Origin of the sequence: Parafrankia soli, from assembly GCF_001854695.1 — a bacterium.
Lineage (GTDB): Bacteria > Actinomycetota > Actinomycetes > Frankiales > Frankiaceae > Parafrankia > Parafrankia soli.
Window position 1 is genome coordinate 1 of record NZ_MAXA01000288.1, and the last position, 16,984, is coordinate 16,984.

Consider the following 16,984-nt stretch of genomic DNA (forward strand, 5'->3'; position numbering starts at 1 on the left):
TCCGCGCCGATCTTCTCGTACGGGTCCTCGAGCTCGATCTCCTTGGCGATGCTGACGCCGTCGTTGGTGATCGTGGGGACGCCCCACTTCTTCTCCAGCACGACGTTGCGRCCCTTGGGGCCGAGCGTGACCTTGACCGCGTCGGCCAGCTGGTTCATGCCGCGCTCCAGGCCGCGCCGTGCCTCTTCATCGAAGGCAATGATCTTCGGCATATTGGAGTGTTTCCTCCTGGGCTTGAGCCATGCGGAGGAGTGCCTGCCGCCGGCGGGGCCCAAACGAACATGATGATCGGGCCGTCGGCCCGGGCACCCGTCGCGCCAGAGGTTGGCACTCAACCCTGTCGAGTGCTAACCCACTTATAGCCTTCGTGAGCCCTGAAAGCAACCGCGCCCGGGACTGTCCCGGCGGTGTCGGGAGCCGCCGGGACCCGCCAGAGACCGTCCCGTTGGTGACCCCGTGATCGGGGGCAGACTGGACGAGTGGGCAGCACGCTGCTCGGTGTGGGGGTTTGCGGATGGGATCCCAGCAGACGCCACCGAGCCGGGACCCGCCGGCGGTGGTGCGGACGGAGCTGTTACACGAGACGGCCCGGACCAGGGTGACGAGGCTGCTGCTCCCGGCCGGGAGCGTGATCCGCAAGGAACCGCTGGGTCCGGGCGCCCGGTGGCGGCTGCGCCACGAGGTCGACATCCTCGAGCGGCTGGCCGGGGTCGAGGGGGTCGCACACCTGGCGGCCGCCGGGCCCGACGGCCCGGCCCTGCCGGCCGCCGAGCTCGACGGCGCGGGCTCCGCCCTGCTGGCCGACAGGGGCGGCGTCCCGCTGGCCGGCATCGGCGGCCTCCTGCTGGCCGACGTCGGCGGCGCGGACCTGTCCCGGCGGGCCACGCCCATGGACCCGGCCGAGCTGGTCGACCTGGCCGGGGCGCTCGCCCGGGCGGTGGCGGGGATGCACGGGCGCGGTGTGCTGCACCGGGACATCAGCCCGGCGAACATCGTGGTGAACCGGGCCGGGAACCGGCCGTACCTGATCGACTTCGCGCTCGCGACGACCGCCACCGAGATCCAGCCCGGGTTCGCCCATCACAACGAGATCGTCGGGACGGTGCCCTACCTCGCGCCGGAGCAGACCGGCTGGACGGGGAGCCCCGTCGACCAGCGGGCCGACCTGTACGCCGTCGGCGCCACCCTGTACGAGCTGGCGACCGGCGCGCCGCCGTTCGGCTCGGGTGACCCGCTGCGGATCATCCACGACCATCTCACCCGGGTGCCCGTGGCGCCGTCGGTGGTGAACCCGGCACTGCCGGCCGGGCTGTCGGACGTCGTCATGCACCTGCTGGAGAAGGAGCCGGACGACCGCTACCAGAGTGCCGAGGGCCTGGCCCTCGACCTCGTCCTGGTGCACCGCGGCGCGTGCGTGCGGCCCGGCGAGCACGATCTTCCGGAGCGGCCGCTGACGCCGTCCCGGCTGGCCGGCCGGGAGCGGGAGACCGGCGAGCTCCGCGCGGCGTTCACCGACGCGGTGGCGGGCCGCTGCCGCGGGATTCTCGTCGCCGGGGCGCCCGGGGTGGGAAAGACGTCCCTGGTGAACGAGCTGCGGTCGATCGTGGCCGGTGCCGGCGGCTGGTTCGTGACGGGCAAGTTCGACCAGTACCGGCGGGACCAGGAGTACGACGGGATCCGGCAGGCACTGCGGGCGCTGGGTCGGCTGCTGCTGGCCGAGCCGGAGGGCTCCCTGGACGAGGTCCGGGAGAGGCTCCTGGGCGGGCTGGGCCCTGGCGCCGGCCTGGTCGCCGCCGTGGTGCCCGAGCTGGCCGCGCTGCTGCGGATCCCCCCGATGGCGGGCGACCCGATGACCGCGCAGGTGCGTGCGCAGCGCGCCGCCGTCGAGGTGCTGCGCGCCGTCGCTTCCCGGGAACGCCCGCTGGTGATCTTCGTCGACGACCTGCAGTGGGCCGGCCGGACCCCGCTCGGCGTGCTCGACCTGATCCTCGGCGGCGAGCAGGAGCACGAGGGGCTGCTGGTCGTCGGCGCCTACCGGGACGACGAGGTCGACGCCACGCACCCGATGGCGCCGATGCTCGCGCGCTGGCGGCGCCAGCCGGCCGGGCCGCGCCACCTGCGGCTGCGGAACCTGCCCCCGCCCGACCAGGCCGCCATGGTGACCGACCTGCTGCGGCTGCCTCCGGAGCGCGGCCGGCAGCTCGCGCGGCTGATCGCGCCGGCCACCGGGGGCAATCCGTACGACACCGTCGAGCTGGTCAACTCGCTGCGCCACGACGGCCTGCTGACCCGGGTGGCCGGCCGCTGGCGGTGGGCGCCGGAGACGCTGCGCGCCCGGCTCGCCCGGGCGGACGTGATCGAGCTGCTGCGCGCCCGGGTGGCGGCGCTGGCCCCGCCCGCCCGGGAGGCACTGGCGGCGGCCGCGTGCCTGGCCGGCCAGGTGGACTTCGAGCTCTTGGCGGCCGCGACCGGGCAGGCGGCGTGGGAGCTCGAGCGGCGGCTCGCCCCGGCGTTCGCACGCGGGCTGCTGGTGCTGGAGACCGACGGGCGACGCGGCGTGCGCTTCCGCCACGACCGGGCGCAGGAGGCCGTCCTGGCCGGCCTCACCGGGCCGGCGGAGCGGGCTCTGCGGCTGGCCCTGGCCCGGCGGCTGACCGCCGACCTGCTGCGGCGTGCCGCCGACGAGGCCACGCTGCTGAGCAACTACCCGCTGGCGGAGAGGCTGCTGGCCGCCGCGGTGGCGTTCACCGATCCGGTGGACCTCGATCAGCTGATCGAGGTGCACACCGGCCGGCACGCCGCCCTGTACATGCTCGGCCGGCTGGAGGACGCCGACGAGGAGTACGAGACCCTCGGCCGGCTGTGCGCCGACCCGGCGCGGCGCACGGCCGCGACCCTGGTCCAGGTCAGCAGCCTCACCAACCGGGGCCGGGCGGGGGCGGCGCTGAGTCTGGGTTACCAGCAGCTGCGGTGGCTCGGCCTCGCCATCCCGGAGCGGGACGACCTCGACGGGGAGATCGACCGCGGCCTGGACACGCTCGATCAGTGGCTCGAGCGGACCACGACGGCCGACGACCTGCGGCGGGCCCGTGGCGCGGACCGGGCGGGGTCCGGCGCCGACCTGGCGGGGTCCGGCGCCGTCGAGCTCATCAACCGGCTCATGCCCGCCGCGTTCTTCGAGGACCAGCAGATGCTGGCCTGGCTGACCATACAGACACTGCGGATGTGGATCCGGGACGGTCCCGGCCCGGCCCTGGCCGGCCCTGCCGGCCACGCCGGGTTCGTCGCCGTCGCCTGGCGCGACGACTATCGCACCGGGTGGCGGGCGCTGCGGCGGATCATCGAGGTCTGCCGGGCCCGCGGCTACGAACCCGCGCTGTGGCAGGTGCGTTTCCTGTATGTGCTCGGCACCGGCCACTGGTTCGACCCGCTTGAGGAGAACGTGGACGCGGCGCGCCGCGCCCTGGAGGGCCTGATCCGCGGCGGTGACCTGCAGAACGCGTGCTGGACCCACTACGCGCTGGTGTACGGCCTGTTCGACTGCGCGCCGTCCCTCGACGTCGTCGCCGCCGAGGTCGACGAGGCGCTGGCGTTCGCCGCGTGCACCGGCAACGGCCACGCCGAGGAGACGTTCCGCATGTACCGGCACCTGACGGACGTGCTCCGCGGCGCGGCCGGCCCCCCGGCGGCCGACGGGACGTCCGACCTGGGCCGGCTGGGTGCGGAGCTGCTGGCCGCCAACCCGCTGGCCGCCGCCCAACTGCACATCACCCGGGCGGTCGCCGCGGCCATCCTCGACCACCCGGTGGAGCTGGCCCGGCACACCGCGGGGGCGATGGCGGTGCTGCCGGCCGTCCAGGCGCACTACTCGACGGTGCTGGCGCGGCTGCTGCGCTCGCTGGCGCTGGCCGGCCAGGCCCGGGCCGCGGTGCCGTCCCGGCGTGCCGCCGTGCTGGCCGAGCTGGACGAGTCGATCGACTGGCTGGCGGCGCGCGCGGCCGACGCGCCGTCCAACTACCTGCACCTGCTGCGCCTGGTGGAGGCGGAGCGGGCCTGGGCGACGGGGGAGTTCCGCGAGGCGGCGTACGCGTACGACGTGGCGCAGCGGGAGGCCGCCACCCGGGCCCGGCCGTGGCACCGGGCGCTGATCCTGGAGCGCGCGGCGCGGTTCTACCTGGCGCACGGGCTGGAGGAGGCCGGCCACGCGCTGCTCGCCGCCGCCCGCCGCCACTACCTGGCCTGGGGCGCGACGGCGAAGGTCGCCCAGCTCGACTGGGCCCACCCGGCGCTGCCCGCCGGGCCTGTCGAGCTCACCGGGCCCGGCGGACTCACCGGTCCCGACGCGGCGGGTCCGGCCGCCGACGCCGCCCGCCCGGCGCCGGTGCCGGCGAACGCGTCGGCCGCGGACTCACCGGCCGGGCGGCGCGCCGTCCTGACGACCGGGACCATCGATCTGCTCGGCATCGTCGCGGCGTCGCGCACGCTCAGCTCCGAGACCAACGTCGGCGGGCTGCGGGCCAGGGTCGCGGGCATCCTGTCGGAGATGGCCGGCGCGACCGGCGTCCACCTGCTGCTCCGTGACCAGCAGGATCAGGGTTGGCTGGTGCCGGTCGGGAACGGCGGCTCCGTGCCGCTGCCAGAGGCCGCCCGGCGGCGCCTGCTGCCGGCCTCGGTCGTCCGCTACGCCGAACGCACCCGGGAGCCGGTCGTCGTCGCCGACTCGATCCGCGACGACCGGTTCTGCCGCGACCCGTACTTCACCGACATCGACCGCTGCTCCCTGCTGGCCGTCCCCCTCATGATCCGGGGCAGGCTGCGGGCGATGCTGCTGCTGGAGAACCGGATGATCCGCGGTGCGTTCGCCACCGAACGCCTCGAAGGGATCATGCTCATCGCCGGGCAGCTGGCCGTCTCGCTCGACAACGCCCTGGTGTACGCCTCGCTGGAGCGCAAGGTCGCCGAGCGCACCCAGCAGCTCGCCGCCGCCAACCGGCGGCTGGAGCAGCTCTCGCGTACCGACTCGCTCACCGGCCTGGCGAACCGGCGGCGCCTCGAGGAGGTCCTCGACGCCGAGTGGCACCGCGCCCGGCTGCACTCGACGCCGATCGCGCTGGCGATGATCGACATCGACCACTTCAAGCTCTACAACGACCACTTCGGGCACACCGCCGGTGACCGGTGCCTGCAGCGGGTCGCCGCCGGCCTGGCCGCGAGCCTGCGGCCCACCCATACGGCGGCGCGGTTCGGCGGGGAGGAGTTCGCCGTCGTCATGCCCGACACCGGCCCGGAGACCGCCGTCGAGCTGGCCCGGCACCTGCGCCGCGCGGTCGTCGAGCTGGCCGAGCCGCATCCGCTGGTGATCCACCGGATCGTCACCGTGAGCATCGGGGTCGCGGCGACCATTCCCGCCCCGGGCGACGAGGTGGCGGCGTTCGTCGAACGCGCCGACGTCGAGCTCTACCGGGCCAAGCGCGGCGGCCGGGACCGGGTGGAAGGCCCCCTCCCGCGCTCCGTCACCCGTTGAGCACCCGGATCACCACGGCGCGGGCGAGAGGCCGGGCTCGAACGCGGCCGCGCTCCCTTCAACGGCGGCTGAGCGCACCGAACGGGACCTCGACACCGTGCCCCACGGCCCCGTACCCGGCTGTCAGAGCTGTGGTCATCGTGCGCCTCCGGTCTCCTGTATCGCGGCGACGAACCGCCGCGCCACGTCGATGAGCTCGTGCCCGGGGACGTCCCCGGGCACGTCGCCGGCCGCCATCGCGGCGTCCGTGAGCGCGATCTGCGCGGCGAACAGCGTGTTGTTGATGAGTTTCGCGTGCGAGCCGGCCCCGACCGGGCCGAGGTGGACGACGTGGTCGGACAGCGTCGACAGCAGCTCGCGCGCCGCGGCGACCGCCTCGGTGTCCCCGCCGATCATGATCGTCAACTTGCCGTCCAGTGCCCGGGGGGCACCGCCGCTCACCGGCGCGTCGAGGACGCGCAGACCGTGCTCCGCCGCCCGCGCGGCGATCTCCCGGATCTGCGTGGGGAAGACGGTGCTGTGCACGAGCACGACGGCACCGGGCCGCAGGGTGCGGACGAGGCCGTGTGGGCCGAACACGACCTCCTGGACGCCGTCCGCGTCGAAGACGCAGATCCCGACCGCGTCGAGCCCCGGATCCATCTCCGCCGGCGTCGTCGCGACGGTCACGCCGGTGCCCGCGAACGGCTCCAGCGAGGCCGCCCGCCGGGCGTACAGGGTGAGGTCGTGGCCCTCGGCCTGGATCCGCTGCGCCATCGGCAGCCCCATGCTTCCCAGCCCGACGAAACCCACCTTCACCGCGTCCTCCTTCGGCAAGAATTGACCTGCATCCAACACGCGGGTTCCCTGGTCAGAGGTGACCCCGCCGTACCAGCGCCGCCATGACGCAGGCCGAGGGCGCGAGCGGGATCCACACCGTGATCAGCCGGTACCCGAGGACGGCGGCGAGGGCGGAGGTGGGTGACTGCCCCGCCGCGACGATCGCCGCGGTCAGCGCCGCGTCCAGCGAGCCGAAACCACCCGGCGACGGGATGAGCGCGGACGCGCTGCTGGCCAGGTAGTAGATGGCGAACACCGCGCCGGCGGCCAGCGGGAGATGCAGCGCCCGCACCACGAACAGCAGGGTCACCGCGTGCAGGAGCGGGATCGCGGTGGAGCCGCCCCAGAGCATCACCGCCCGGCTCGGCACCCGCAGGATCTCCGCCAGCATCCGGGCCTGGGCCGTCACGTGCGTCCAGCCGCGCCGGCACGCCCGCCGGACCGGCGGCAGGGCCCAGCCGACCGCGAGCAGCCCGGCCACCACGGCGGCCACCGTGGCGATCAGCCCACCAGGTGGCCCGCTCATGTGCAGGAACCCGCCGGAGAGCAGCGCGACCAGGACCGCGACATGGGTGATCATTCCGGCGGTGGCGTCGAGTCCGACCGCGGCCACCGCCTCGCGCAGGGGGACGCCGTGCCGGTTGAGGAAGCGCAGCTTCACCGCCCCGACGCCGAAGCCGGCGGGCAGCACGTGGTTGGCGACGCTGCCCGCCACCTGCACGGCCAGCATCGGCCCGACGGGCAGCCGCCGGGCGACCGCCCCCTGCAGGCTGGCGGCTCCCGCGATCCAGGTCGGCAGGGCGGCGAGCATCGCGACGGCGAGCCAGCCCGGGTGCGCGGCCGTCAGGTGGCGGACGCTCGCCGTGACCGTCGACCAGCTGTGGAGCAGCCAGAGCACCGCGAGCAGCGGGACGACGCAGGCGAGGGCCGTCCGCCACCGGTGGCTCGCCGAGCCCGCCGGCGGCCGCCGGCCGTACGCGGGCTCGGGCCCTACGGCCTCGGCCGGCGCCTCAACGACCATCGCCGCGCTCCGGCACCGTCATGCCCACCCGGGCGCCGCCCACCGCGACAGCCGTCCGGGCCCCGGCCTCGGCATCTGCCCCATCCTCGGCATCTGCCGCGGTCCATGCCGCATCGGCGGCGGCGCCGGCGCCGGTCGGGGCCTGCCCGCTGAGGATGCCGGCGAGGCGCAGGCTGAGCGTCTCCCAGCTCCACGCCGCCCGCATCCACGCGCGGCCGGCCGCGCCCATCCGCTCCGCCTGCCGCGGGTCGTCGAGCAGGTCGATGACGGCGGCGGCCACGGCCGTGCGGTCGTGCCCGTTGACGGCCACGCCGGTGCGGCCGGGGATGACGACGTCCGGTGCGCCGCCCTGGGCGCCGGTGATCACCGGCAGGCCGCTGGCCGCCCCCTCGAGCGCGGAGAGCCCGAGGCCCTCCAGGTCGAGCCCGCACAGCCGGGTGCGTGACGGCATCGCGAAGACGTCCGCCGCGTCGAGGTAGGCGGGGAGGAGCTCCTCGGGCACGGGACCGGCGAAGTGCACACCGTCGGAGACGCCGGTCCGCGCGGCCAGGCGGCGCAGGCGGTCCTCGGCGGGCCCGCCGCCCACGAGCAGCAGCCGCGCGTACGGGTGCCGGCGTCGGACGTCGTGCCAGCCCCGGATGAGTGTGTCCTGGCCCTTGCGGGTGACGAGGCGGGCCACGCAGATCACGACCGGCTCGTCCGACCAGCCCAGGCCCCGGCGGATCTCGTCCCCGCCGGCGCCCGGCTGGAACCGCTCGGTGTCGACGCCGCCGGTGAGCCGGGCCAGCTCGGTCCCCGGCGGGGTGACCGCCGCGAGCCGGCGGCGGGTGAACTCGGTGAGGTAGGTCAGCACGTCGACCCGCGCGCCGACGGTGGAGACCAGCAGCCGTCCGAACGGCAGCCGGGACCAGGCGACCTCGTGCCCGTGGCTGGAGGCCACCACCCGCTCGACGCCGGCCTCGCGCAGCACCGGCGCGAGCACGCCGAGCGGGGCGGCGGTGGGGAACCACGCCACCTCGCACCCGTGCGCCCGGACGGCGGCCCGCAGCTCCCGCCGGCCACGCGGCGAGGTGATCATGCCGTGCTCGGTGCGGATCACCGGAAAGCCGAGGGTGCGGTCGAACTCGGCGTCACCGGGCTGGGTCGGGGCGAGGACGACGGCCCGGTCCGGGGGCAGGCCGGCCGTCAGCCGGCAGGCGAACGTCTGGATCCCGCCGATCGTCGGCGGGAACTTGTCCGCCACCACCAGCACACGCGGCATGTCGTGGACGGCGGGCAGGGGCTCCCGCTGCCGGGCGATCACCGGGGCGCGCGGGGGGCGGGCGGTGGCGGACGGGCTGCTGGGGCGGGCTGGTGATGGCAGTGGACAACCTCTCACGAAGGGGAGCTTCGCCGCTGGATCGTGTGACGCTGATGAGAGCGCTCCAGGCGCGCGGGTCACCGCTTGTCCCTCGGGCCGGCTCCGGGGTCGAGGGCGCGCATCCCACGATTTTGCCGTCCGCCTGTGGCCGCCTGGTCAGGGCGTTGCCGCCGGCTTCCCGACACCACCGTCCGGCGCGGACATGGGACTCCTCCAGGTTCTACCGGTCCGGCGGGGAACCGCCCGCGGCGGGCAGCGTGAGCGTGACGACGGCGCCGCCGTCGGGATGGTTGGCGGCGGTGGCGGTCCCCTGGTGGGCCCGCGCCACCGCCGCGGCGATGGCGAGCCCGAGCCCGGTGCCCCCGAGGCCCGTCCCGCCGCTGTTTCCGCTGGTGCCGGCGCCGCCGTGGTCGCGGGTGCGCGCGGCGTCGGCGCGGCTGAAACGTTCGAAGGCACGCGGCAGGAAGTCCGGGGGGAACCCCGGGCCGCGGTCACGCACCCGCACGACGACGGTCCTCCCGGCCTCACCCGGCCCGGCCCGGACGTCCACGGCGGTGCCGGGCGGCGCGTGGCGGATGGCGTTGGCCACCAGGTTGTCGACCGCCTGGCGGAGCATATCGGGGTCCGCGTCCACGGCGAGGGCCGGGTCGGCGTCCAGGTGGAGGCGGACCTGCCTGGTCTCGGCGTGGCCGGTCGCGGCGCGGGCGGCCCGCTCGAGGAGGTCGCCGACGTCCAGCCGCCGCGGGGCGGTGATGCCGCTGTCCATCCGGGCGAGCGTGAGCAGTGACTCGGAGAGCCGGATCAGCCGCTCGGTCTCCTCCGCCGCGCCCGCGACCGCGTCGACGAGCTCGTCACGGGTGCGGGCTGGGCGGCCGGCGAGCTCGAGCTCGGCCTTGAGGTTGGTGAGCGGGGTCCGCAGCTCGTGCCCGGCGTCGGCGACGAACGCCCGGTCGCGGGCGCGGGCGGCGTGCAGCCGGCGCAGCAGGTTGTTCATCGTGGCGGCCAGGGCGGCGATCTCGTCGCGGGTCGGGGGCACGTCCAGCTCGGCGGAGCTGTCCGACTCGCTGATGGCGGCGGTCTGCCGGCGCATGCGGTCGACCGGGCGCAGGGCGGCGCCCGACAGCAGCCAGGCCGCGAGCCCGGAGAGCGTGACCATCGGCGCCGTCGCGCTGACCATGATGTTGCGGACGCGGTCCTCGGCCGAGTCGGTCAGATCGGTGCTCGTCGCGACGACCAGAACCCCGTCCCGAGCCCCGGTCCGCACCGGGACGGCCAGCGCGCGCGCGTCGTCGTCGTCATCGTCGCCGCCCGGCTCCTGCAGCTCGCCGGATGTGAGCAACTCCGGGCGGACGAGCGCGGTGGCCACCTGCTCGGGCTCGAGCAGCGGCTCGGGACCGGCGCTGTCGTTCGAGGCGGCGACGGAGCCGTCGGGGCGCAGCAGCTGGGCGGGCCCGGCGCCGTAGGCCCGCAGCTGCGCGGCCGGGTCCGCCGCGGCGGGGACCTGCACGGCGAGCACGACCATCCGGGTGCGCAGGTTCGCGTCGACGGAGTTCCGCAGGTTGGTGCGCAGCAGCGCGTAGAACAGCACACCGGCGGCCGCGAGTACCAGCGTGGTGCCCAGGACGAACAGCAGGGTCAGTCGTACCCGCAGCGGCACGGGCGCTAMGTCCCCGTCTCGGCTGTGTCAGCTGTGTCAGCTGTGTCGGTGGTCTCGGTGGTCTCGGTGCGGAGGCGGTAGCCGGCGCCGCGGACCGTCTCGATGCGCGACAGGCCGTCCGCCGGGTCGATCTTCCTGCGCAGGTACCGCACGTACTGGTCGACCACGTTGGACGTGCCGTCGTAGCCGAGGTCCCACATGTGATCCAGGATGTAGCTCCTGGTGAGGACCTCGCCGGGGCGCCGCATCAGCAGCTCCAGCAGCGAGAACTCCTTGGCCGACAGGTCGACGGGCTCGCCGGCCCGCCGCACGCTCCGCGCGGCGGGGTCGAGGTGGATGTCGCCGACCCGCAGCGTGGCCGGCCGCTCGACGGCACCGCGGCGGATCAGCGCGCGGAGCCGGGCCGTCAGCTCACCGAAGCTGAACGGCTTGGCGAGGTAGTCGTCGGCGCCGGCGTCGAGGCCGTGGATGCGGTCGTCGACGTCGCCGCGGGCGGTGAGCATCAGGATCGGGGACCACCGCCGGGCCGCCCGGAGCCGGCGGCAGACCTCGAAGCCGTCGAGGCCGGGCAGCATCAGGTCGAGCACGATGGCGTCGTAGGAGATCTCGCCGGCCTGCCAGACCGCGTCCGTGCCGTCGTGCACCAGGTCGACGGCGTAACCCGCTTCGGTCAGGCCCCGGCGGAGCAGGTCCGCGGTGCGCTCCTCGTCATCCACGACCAGTACCCGCACCGCTCGATCGTAGAAGGCCGGCGCCGTGTCGGCCGTCGCGCCGGATGGGCCGATCGTCACGCCGGGGACGCCGGCGCCGCCGGCCCGCGGTGTCACGTGGCGAGCGTGCCGGTCGCCAGCAGCCCGATCAGGATGACGGCGACGGCGACCCGGTAGCCGACGAAGAGGTCGAACGAGTGCCGGGCGACGTACCGGAGCAGCCAGGCGATCGAGGCGTAGGCGACGACGAACGACACCAGCGTGCCGACGGCGAGCGGGAGCACGGAGACTCCGCCGCCCACCGCGTCCTTCAGCTCGTAGAGCCCGGCTCCGGTCAGCGCCGGGATCGACAGGAAGAACGACAGCCGGGTCGCCGCCACCCGGTCCAGGTCGCGCACCAGCGCCGTCGACATCGTCGCGCCGGAGCGGGAGAAGCCGGGGAACAGCAGTGCCAGGATCTGCGACGAGCCGACCGCCATGGCGTCGGTGAGGTCGATGTCGTCCTCACCGCGCTTGCGGCGGCCGAACCGGTCGGCGAACCACATCACGGCGCTGCCGGCGAGCAGCGAGCCGGCGACGACCCACAGCGAGGCGAGCGGGCCGTCGATCAGGGACTTGGCGGCCAGCCCGACGGCGACCACGGGCAGCGTCGCGTAGAAGACCCAGCAGGCGAACTTGAAGTCGTGGCGCTGCCGGGCCTCCCGGTCGACGAGCCCGTTCGCGAAGGCGCCGACGAAGCGCCGGATGTCGACGAAGAAGTACAGCAGTACCGCGGCGATCGCGCCGACCTGGATGACGGCGGTGAAAGCGACGACCGACCTGTCGTCGACGGGGATGTCCATCAGCCCTTCAGCGATCTTGAGGTGGCCGGTGGAGGAGACGGGCAGGAACTCCGTCACCCCCTCGACGATCCCGAGGAGGACGGCCTGGCCGACGCTGATCGCACTCACCGGATTGGATCCTCTGGCTGGTTCGGGCACGGCGGCGCCGCGCGCGGTCATGTGCCAGGCAGAGTAGGACGGCACCCATGTGAGGACGATGTGGTGGTCTCCGAAGACGCAGGTGGGAGCCCTGGAACGGCTCTGCGGGACCGCTGCCAGGCCCCGGGCAGGGCGTCGGAATACAGTTCCCGACGTGAAGAGCGAAGTTCTGCGGATGTCGCGGGACGTCGCCGCGCGCATCGAGCGACGGTGACGCCCGGGCCCGGGCCGGGCGAGGGCAGGTCGGGCGAGGACAGGGTGCGGCTGGTGCGCCTCGAGGGCGCCGTCAACGTTCGTGACCTGGGCGGCTACCCGACCACGGGCGGGGGCCGGGTGCGCTGGGGCCGGGTCTACCGGTCGGCGGCGCTGCACCGCCTCACCGCCGCCGACCTGGCCACCGTCGAGCAACTCGGCCTGCGGGTCGTCTACGACCTGCGGACCGAGGCCGAGATCGAGCGGGCGCCGTCGCTGCTACCCGGCGGGGTCCGGTGCGAGCGGCTCGCCATCGGCGGCAGCGCGGCGCGGACCAGGGAGTTGACCGATCTCGTCGTCGCGGGCCGGCTGGCAGAGGTGCCGCCGGACTTCCTCGCGCGCGTCTACGACGCGATGGCCGAGACGGGCGCACCGACGTTCGGCCGCCTCCTCACCGGGCTCGCCGAGCCGGACGCGACGCCGGCCCTGTTCCACTGCACGGCCGGCAAGGACCGGACCGGGGTCGCCGCCGCGCTGCTGCTCTCGCTCCTCGGCGTCGACGAGGCGGTGATCCTCGACGACTTCGAGCTCAGCGCCGTCCACTACACCGACCCCAAGATGGCGCGGCTGCGGCGCCGGCTCGACGGCACCGACGTGGACGTCGAGCGTTACCGGGCCGTGTTCGGCGCGCCCAGGGAGGCACTGGGCACGCTGCTGGCGGCCCTCACCGAGCGGCACGGGTCGGTGCAGGGCTACCTCGAGGAGGCCGCCGGGACCGCCCCCGACCTGCCCGAGCGGCTGCGAGCCCAACTCGTCGAGCCGCTCGGGCAGGGATGAGGATGCCTCAGGAGGCGCCCTCGACCACCTCCACCGCGTTGCCGTCCGGGTCCTGCAGCACGGCGATGCGCACACCGGGCCCGATGGACGCGGGGCCGTGCGTCACCTTGCCGCCGTGGGCGGTGGCCCGCTCGACGATGCCGTCGAGATCGTCCGAGTAGAGGGTGATGTACCGCAGCCCGGTCGCGGCGAAGAAGTGCGTGGCCGGCTCGGTGGCCGCCGGCGCCCGCTTGGGGACCATCACCTTGATCACGATGTCGGACGTCCGCAGTCGGTGCACGACTCCGGGGCCCGCCTCGATGCCGGGCAGGCGCTCCATCCCGAACGTGGTGGCGTAGAACTCCGCCAGGGACTCGTCGGTGCTGACCAGCCCGACCTCGATCCGCTGCAGCGTCAAGGCACTCCCTCAGTAGGTCTGCCGGCTCTCACTCGGCCGGCTCTGTTCGTCCGGTACCCGTTCGGCGGGATCCCGGCCCGGTCGTTCTTCGGTGCCCGCCGCGCGGGCGGGGTCACCTCGGCGTCGCCGTGACCGGGAGCTTGGCCCAGCCGCGGACGGTGGAGGTGCGGGCCTGGACGGCGCGGTCGTAGTCGACCTCCCAGTGGTCCCAGCGCTTGAGCACCTCGTCCAGCGCCACCCGTCCCTCGAGGCGGGCGAGCGCGGCGCCCAGGCAGAAGTGCAGCCCGCGGCCGAAGCTGACATGACGGCTGATCGACCGGTGGATGTCGAAGCTGTCGCCGTTGACGAACTGGCGCTCGTCGCGGTTGGCCGAGCCGTTGAGCAGCACCATGACGCTGCCCTCCGGCACCGTCTGGCCGTGCACCTCGACGTCCCGGGCGACGTAGCGGGCCTGGATCGGGGAGGGCGCCTCGAAACGGAGCACCTCCTCGATCACCTGGTTGACCAGCGAGCGGTCCTGCGCGACCTGCCGCAACTGGTCCGGGTGCTCGGCGAGGATCTTCCCGGTCCAGCCGATCAGCCRGGCGGTCGTCTCGTTGCCGGCGCTCGCCAGCATGTTCACGTAGGTCAGGACCTCGGCGCGGGTCAGCCGGCGGGTCGTGCCCGTCTCGTCCTCGAACTCGGCGGTGATCAGGTCGGTCATGAGATCGTCCGAGGGGTTGCGCGCCCGCCAGTCGAGGTAGTCGGCGAACATGCCCTCGGAGCGGGCGAGGGGATCAGCGGGCAGCGGCTTCGGCGCGCCCTCGGTGAGGGTGAGGCCCTCGTCGATGGCGTCGCGGATCGCCTCCTGGTCCTGCTCGGGGATGCCGAGCAGCATGCCGATCGTCCGCATGGGCATCTGGGCGCCGAGGTCGGCGATGAAGTCGAAGTCGCCGGCGGCCACCAGCGGGTCCAGCGAGCGGGCGCAGAACTCGCGCACCTCCGGCTCGATCGCGAGCATCCTGCGCGGGGTGAAGACCCGGCCGAGGATGCCGCGGTGCAGGTCGTGCAGGGGCGGGTCCTCGAAGAGGATGTTGCCCGGAGGGAAGCGGATGTCCGACCTGATCAGCTCGATGAGCGTGCCGCGGCCCGAGAGGAAGATGTCCGGCTCGCCCATGGCCTTCTCGACGTCGTCGAACCGGCTGACGGCGTAGAAGTCGTATTTGGCGTTGTAGTATAGCGGCACGGAGTCCCGCATCCGCCGCCACACCGGGTACGGGTCGGCGTCGATCTCGAAGTCGTACGGGTCGTAGTAGACGTCGCCGGCGGCGTCGCTGGTTTCCGTCGTCACCGTCGTCATCGCCGCGCCCCCGCCGGTGCGGTCGCCAGCGCGGTCGCGCGGGGCCGCCGGTCTGTCGGCGTCCTCGAGGGCGCTGTGATCTCGGATGCGTCCGCCACGGTCCATGCTCCTTGTCGCCGTCCTGCCCGGTGCGTGCCGACGCACGCCCGGCCCAACCGTCTGGCCTGGGCATATCGTGCGTCGGGTGACACCCCTCACAGAATCATCTAATTGTATGGCGCAGTCAACATTGTCTCCGGGGCTGACCTTCGCCGCCGGACGACCGTCGACAGGCCGGCACGGCTGATACAGCATGGGGGCGTGACCGGTGCGTCCGTGCGGGTGGTGCTGCTCCAGATCGCCTGCCCGGACGACGAGTCGCCRGCCGACCGCGGCGCGCGGGTCCTGGCCGATCTGCGCGGGCTCGGCGCGGGCGAGGCCGACCTGGTCGTCCTGCCCGAGCTGTGGCGCACCGGCTACTTCCACTTCGACCGCTACAGCGAGGATGCCGAGGAGCTGGCCGGCCCCACGATCGGCGCGCTGCGGGAGGTGGCGGCCGGGCGCGGCCTGCACATCGTCACCGGCAGCATCGTCGAGCGCGCTCCCGGTGGGGCGCTRCACAACACCACCGCCCTCGCCGGCCCGGACGGAGCCCTCCTCGGCCGGTACCGCAAGATCCACCTGTTCGGCCACGAATCCGCCGAGGCGACGCTGCTGACCGCCGGCGAGGACGTGTTCGTCGCGCCCACGCCGCTCGGGGCCGTCGGTCTGGCCACCTGCTACGACCTGCGGTTCCCCGAACTGTTCCGGCTGCTGGTCGACCGCGGCGCCGAGGTGGTCGTGGTGGTGTCGGCCTGGCCGCTGGCCCGCCTGGAGCACTGGGAGCTGCTGGTGCGGGCCAGGGCGGTCGAGAACCAGGTCTTCGTCGTCGCCTGCAACGCAGCCGGCCGGCACGGGGGAGTGGAGCTGGCCGGCACCAGCCTCGTCGTCGACCCGTGGGGCACCGTGCTGGCCCGCGCCGGCACCGGCCCGCAGGTCCTGCGGGCGGTGCTCGACCGGGCCAGGCTGGCCGCCGTGCGCGCCGACTTCCCAGTGCTCGCGTCGCGGCGCCTTGCATCACCCGATGTAGGGCGGCCCCGGCTGATGTAGCCGCACCACCCGGGGCCTCGGACACGAGACCCGTGGAGGTCCCGAACCGTGCGATCCACGTCCAGCGACGCCCGTGTCCGGCCGTCCTGCTTCGCCAGTGCGCCGGCGGCGACCGACCACGCGAGCCCGGCCGCCTGGGCGTCACCCGCCTCGACGGCCAGCGACGCGGCCATGTCCGCCGTCCGGGCGGCGTCGGCGTGCTCGCCGAGCGCGCCGGCCACCGTCGCGGACATGGCGAGCACCTGGCTGGTCGGCCGTCTCCGTCGATCTCAGGGCGCCGTCCTCGCCCCCGGAACGGCCACGGCCCGCCGGTGGTGTCCAGCGGGCCGATGGTCCCGCCCGGGTGTGCGGATATCGCCGGCTCCGCCCCGGACGGAGGGCCACCTCCAGGGCCGAGATGACGCCAACGGCGCCGGGGGCAACGTCTCCAGACCGCCGGCCCGGGATTGACAGAGTGGGGTCGGCGGCCGGGCGGGGCGCCGTAGGCCACTGTCGTGCGAGATGGCAGCCCCGCGGCACCCCAATTCGCCTAGTGCAGCGCCGCGTAAGTCCTGCGGGGGCCGGATGTGATCATTGGATCCAGGCGGTGGGGTCGGCTAGGTAGAGCCCGCAGGCGCAGTCGAGTGCCTGTTCGGGGGTGCCTGCGGGTTGTCCGGTGGGCAGGAACGAGTCCTCGTAGGTCGCGTTACTGTCGAGATAGATCGCGAATCCCCACAGGTCGGACCGGCCGGTGTAGCGCAGCCGGCACAGCGGGTAGGGTTCGGCGTCGTCGTCCTCGTCGGTGAAGGTGGCGTCGAGGTAGGCGAAGTCGCCGCGGTAGCGCACCGTCAGAGTGCGTAGCCCGGGCCACCGTGCGGTGTGGCGGGTGTGGAGCCGGTGTTCCAGCGCTACCCGCGCCGCATCAGGGATCTTCGCCATCTCTCCATCCTGCCGCGCCCGGCGTGTCCACCAGACTGTGCCGGCCGATGGCCTGTCAGCTCATCCGGAACATCCCTTTTCGATGATGATGCGGGTGATAGG

Annotated in this window: 13 protein-coding genes; 3 read left to right on the forward strand and 10 right to left on the reverse strand. The window is 74.3% G+C overall.

Features of this window, described 5'->3' with window-relative positions:
• Window positions 1-212 (reverse strand): TCP-1/cpn60 chaperonin family protein (locus tag BBK14_RS34160; protein ID WP_275078535.1); only part of this gene is annotated, 212 nt, incomplete at its 3' end.
• 302 nt (window positions 213-514) lie between these two features.
• On the opposite strand from BBK14_RS34160, the gene BBK14_RS34165 reads away from it, so the two are divergent.
• Entirely contained in the window at window positions 515-5,524 is a 5,010-nt protein-coding gene (locus BBK14_RS34165) for a diguanylate cyclase (protein ID WP_071067253.1), read from the forward strand.
• A gap of 135 nt (window positions 5,525-5,659) precedes the next feature.
• Here the strand turns inward: BBK14_RS34165 and BBK14_RS34170 are convergent, their stop codons facing one another.
• The 6 genes from BBK14_RS34170 to BBK14_RS34195 form a co-directional block, all read right to left on the reverse strand.
• On the reverse strand, window positions 5,660-6,322 hold the full coding sequence (locus BBK14_RS34170) for an NAD(P)-dependent oxidoreductase (protein ID WP_071067254.1): 663 nt from the start codon (window positions 6,320-6,322) through the stop codon (window positions 5,660-5,662).
• Window positions 6,323-6,374: 52 nt separating this feature from the next.
• Window positions 6,375-7,364: a lysylphosphatidylglycerol synthase transmembrane domain-containing protein gene (locus tag BBK14_RS34175; protein WP_071067255.1), complete on the reverse strand. Its 990-nt coding sequence runs from the start codon at window positions 7,362-7,364 to the stop codon at window positions 6,375-6,377.
• Window positions 7,354-8,625 (reverse strand): glycosyltransferase family 4 protein, encoded by a 1,272-nt coding sequence (locus BBK14_RS34180; protein ID WP_071067261.1) that lies wholly within the window; start codon window positions 8,623-8,625, stop codon window positions 7,354-7,356. Before BBK14_RS34180 ends, BBK14_RS34175 begins: the two co-directional genes overlap by 11 nt.
• A 319-nt stretch (window positions 8,626-8,944) precedes the next feature.
• Window positions 8,945-10,381, reverse strand: coding sequence for an ATP-binding protein (locus tag BBK14_RS34185; protein WP_071067256.1), 1,437 nt, complete (start codon window positions 10,379-10,381; stop codon window positions 8,945-8,947).
• A 5-nt stretch (window positions 10,382-10,386) separates the two neighbouring features.
• Window positions 10,387-11,112 carry a response regulator transcription factor gene (locus BBK14_RS34190; protein ID WP_071067262.1) on the reverse strand — a complete coding sequence of 242 codons (726 nt, stop codon included), beginning with the start codon at window positions 11,110-11,112 and terminating at the stop codon, window positions 10,387-10,389.
• Between the two features lie 92 nt (window positions 11,113-11,204).
• Window positions 11,205-12,041 (reverse strand): undecaprenyl-diphosphate phosphatase, encoded by an 837-nt coding sequence (locus BBK14_RS34195; protein WP_071067257.1) that lies wholly within the window; start codon window positions 12,039-12,041, stop codon window positions 11,205-11,207.
• 240 nt (window positions 12,042-12,281) lie between these two features.
• Here BBK14_RS34195 and BBK14_RS34200 point away from each other — a divergent pair, with 240 nt between their 5' ends.
• On the forward strand, window positions 12,282-13,100 hold the full coding sequence (locus BBK14_RS34200; protein WP_071067258.1) for a tyrosine-protein phosphatase: 819 nt from the start codon (window positions 12,282-12,284) through the stop codon (window positions 13,098-13,100).
• A gap of 7 nt (window positions 13,101-13,107) precedes the next feature.
• On the opposite strand, the gene BBK14_RS34205 is transcribed toward BBK14_RS34200, so the two are convergent.
• Together BBK14_RS34205 and BBK14_RS34210 are read right to left on the reverse strand one after the other, a co-directional pair.
• Window positions 13,108-13,497 carry a VOC family protein gene (locus tag BBK14_RS34205; RefSeq protein WP_071067259.1) on the reverse strand — a complete coding sequence of 130 codons (390 nt, stop codon included), beginning with the start codon at window positions 13,495-13,497 and terminating at the stop codon, window positions 13,108-13,110.
• A 112-nt stretch (window positions 13,498-13,609) separates the two neighbouring features.
• Window positions 13,610-14,836, reverse strand: coding sequence for a cytochrome P450 (locus tag BBK14_RS34210; RefSeq protein ID WP_071067263.1), 1,227 nt, complete (start codon window positions 14,834-14,836; stop codon window positions 13,610-13,612).
• Window positions 14,837-15,151: 315 nt separating this feature from the next.
• Between BBK14_RS34210 and BBK14_RS34215 the strand changes: the two genes are divergently transcribed.
• Window positions 15,152-15,964 (forward strand): carbon-nitrogen family hydrolase, encoded by an 813-nt coding sequence (locus BBK14_RS34215; RefSeq protein ID WP_071067264.1) that lies wholly within the window; start codon window positions 15,152-15,154, stop codon window positions 15,962-15,964.
• Window positions 15,965-16,534: 570 nt separating this feature from the next.
• On the opposite strand, the gene BBK14_RS34220 is transcribed toward BBK14_RS34215, so the two are convergent.
• Window positions 16,535-16,882 (reverse strand): hypothetical protein, encoded by a 348-nt coding sequence (locus BBK14_RS34220; protein ID WP_071067260.1) that lies wholly within the window; start codon window positions 16,880-16,882, stop codon window positions 16,535-16,537.
• Between the last annotated feature and the right edge of the window lie 102 nt (window positions 16,883-16,984).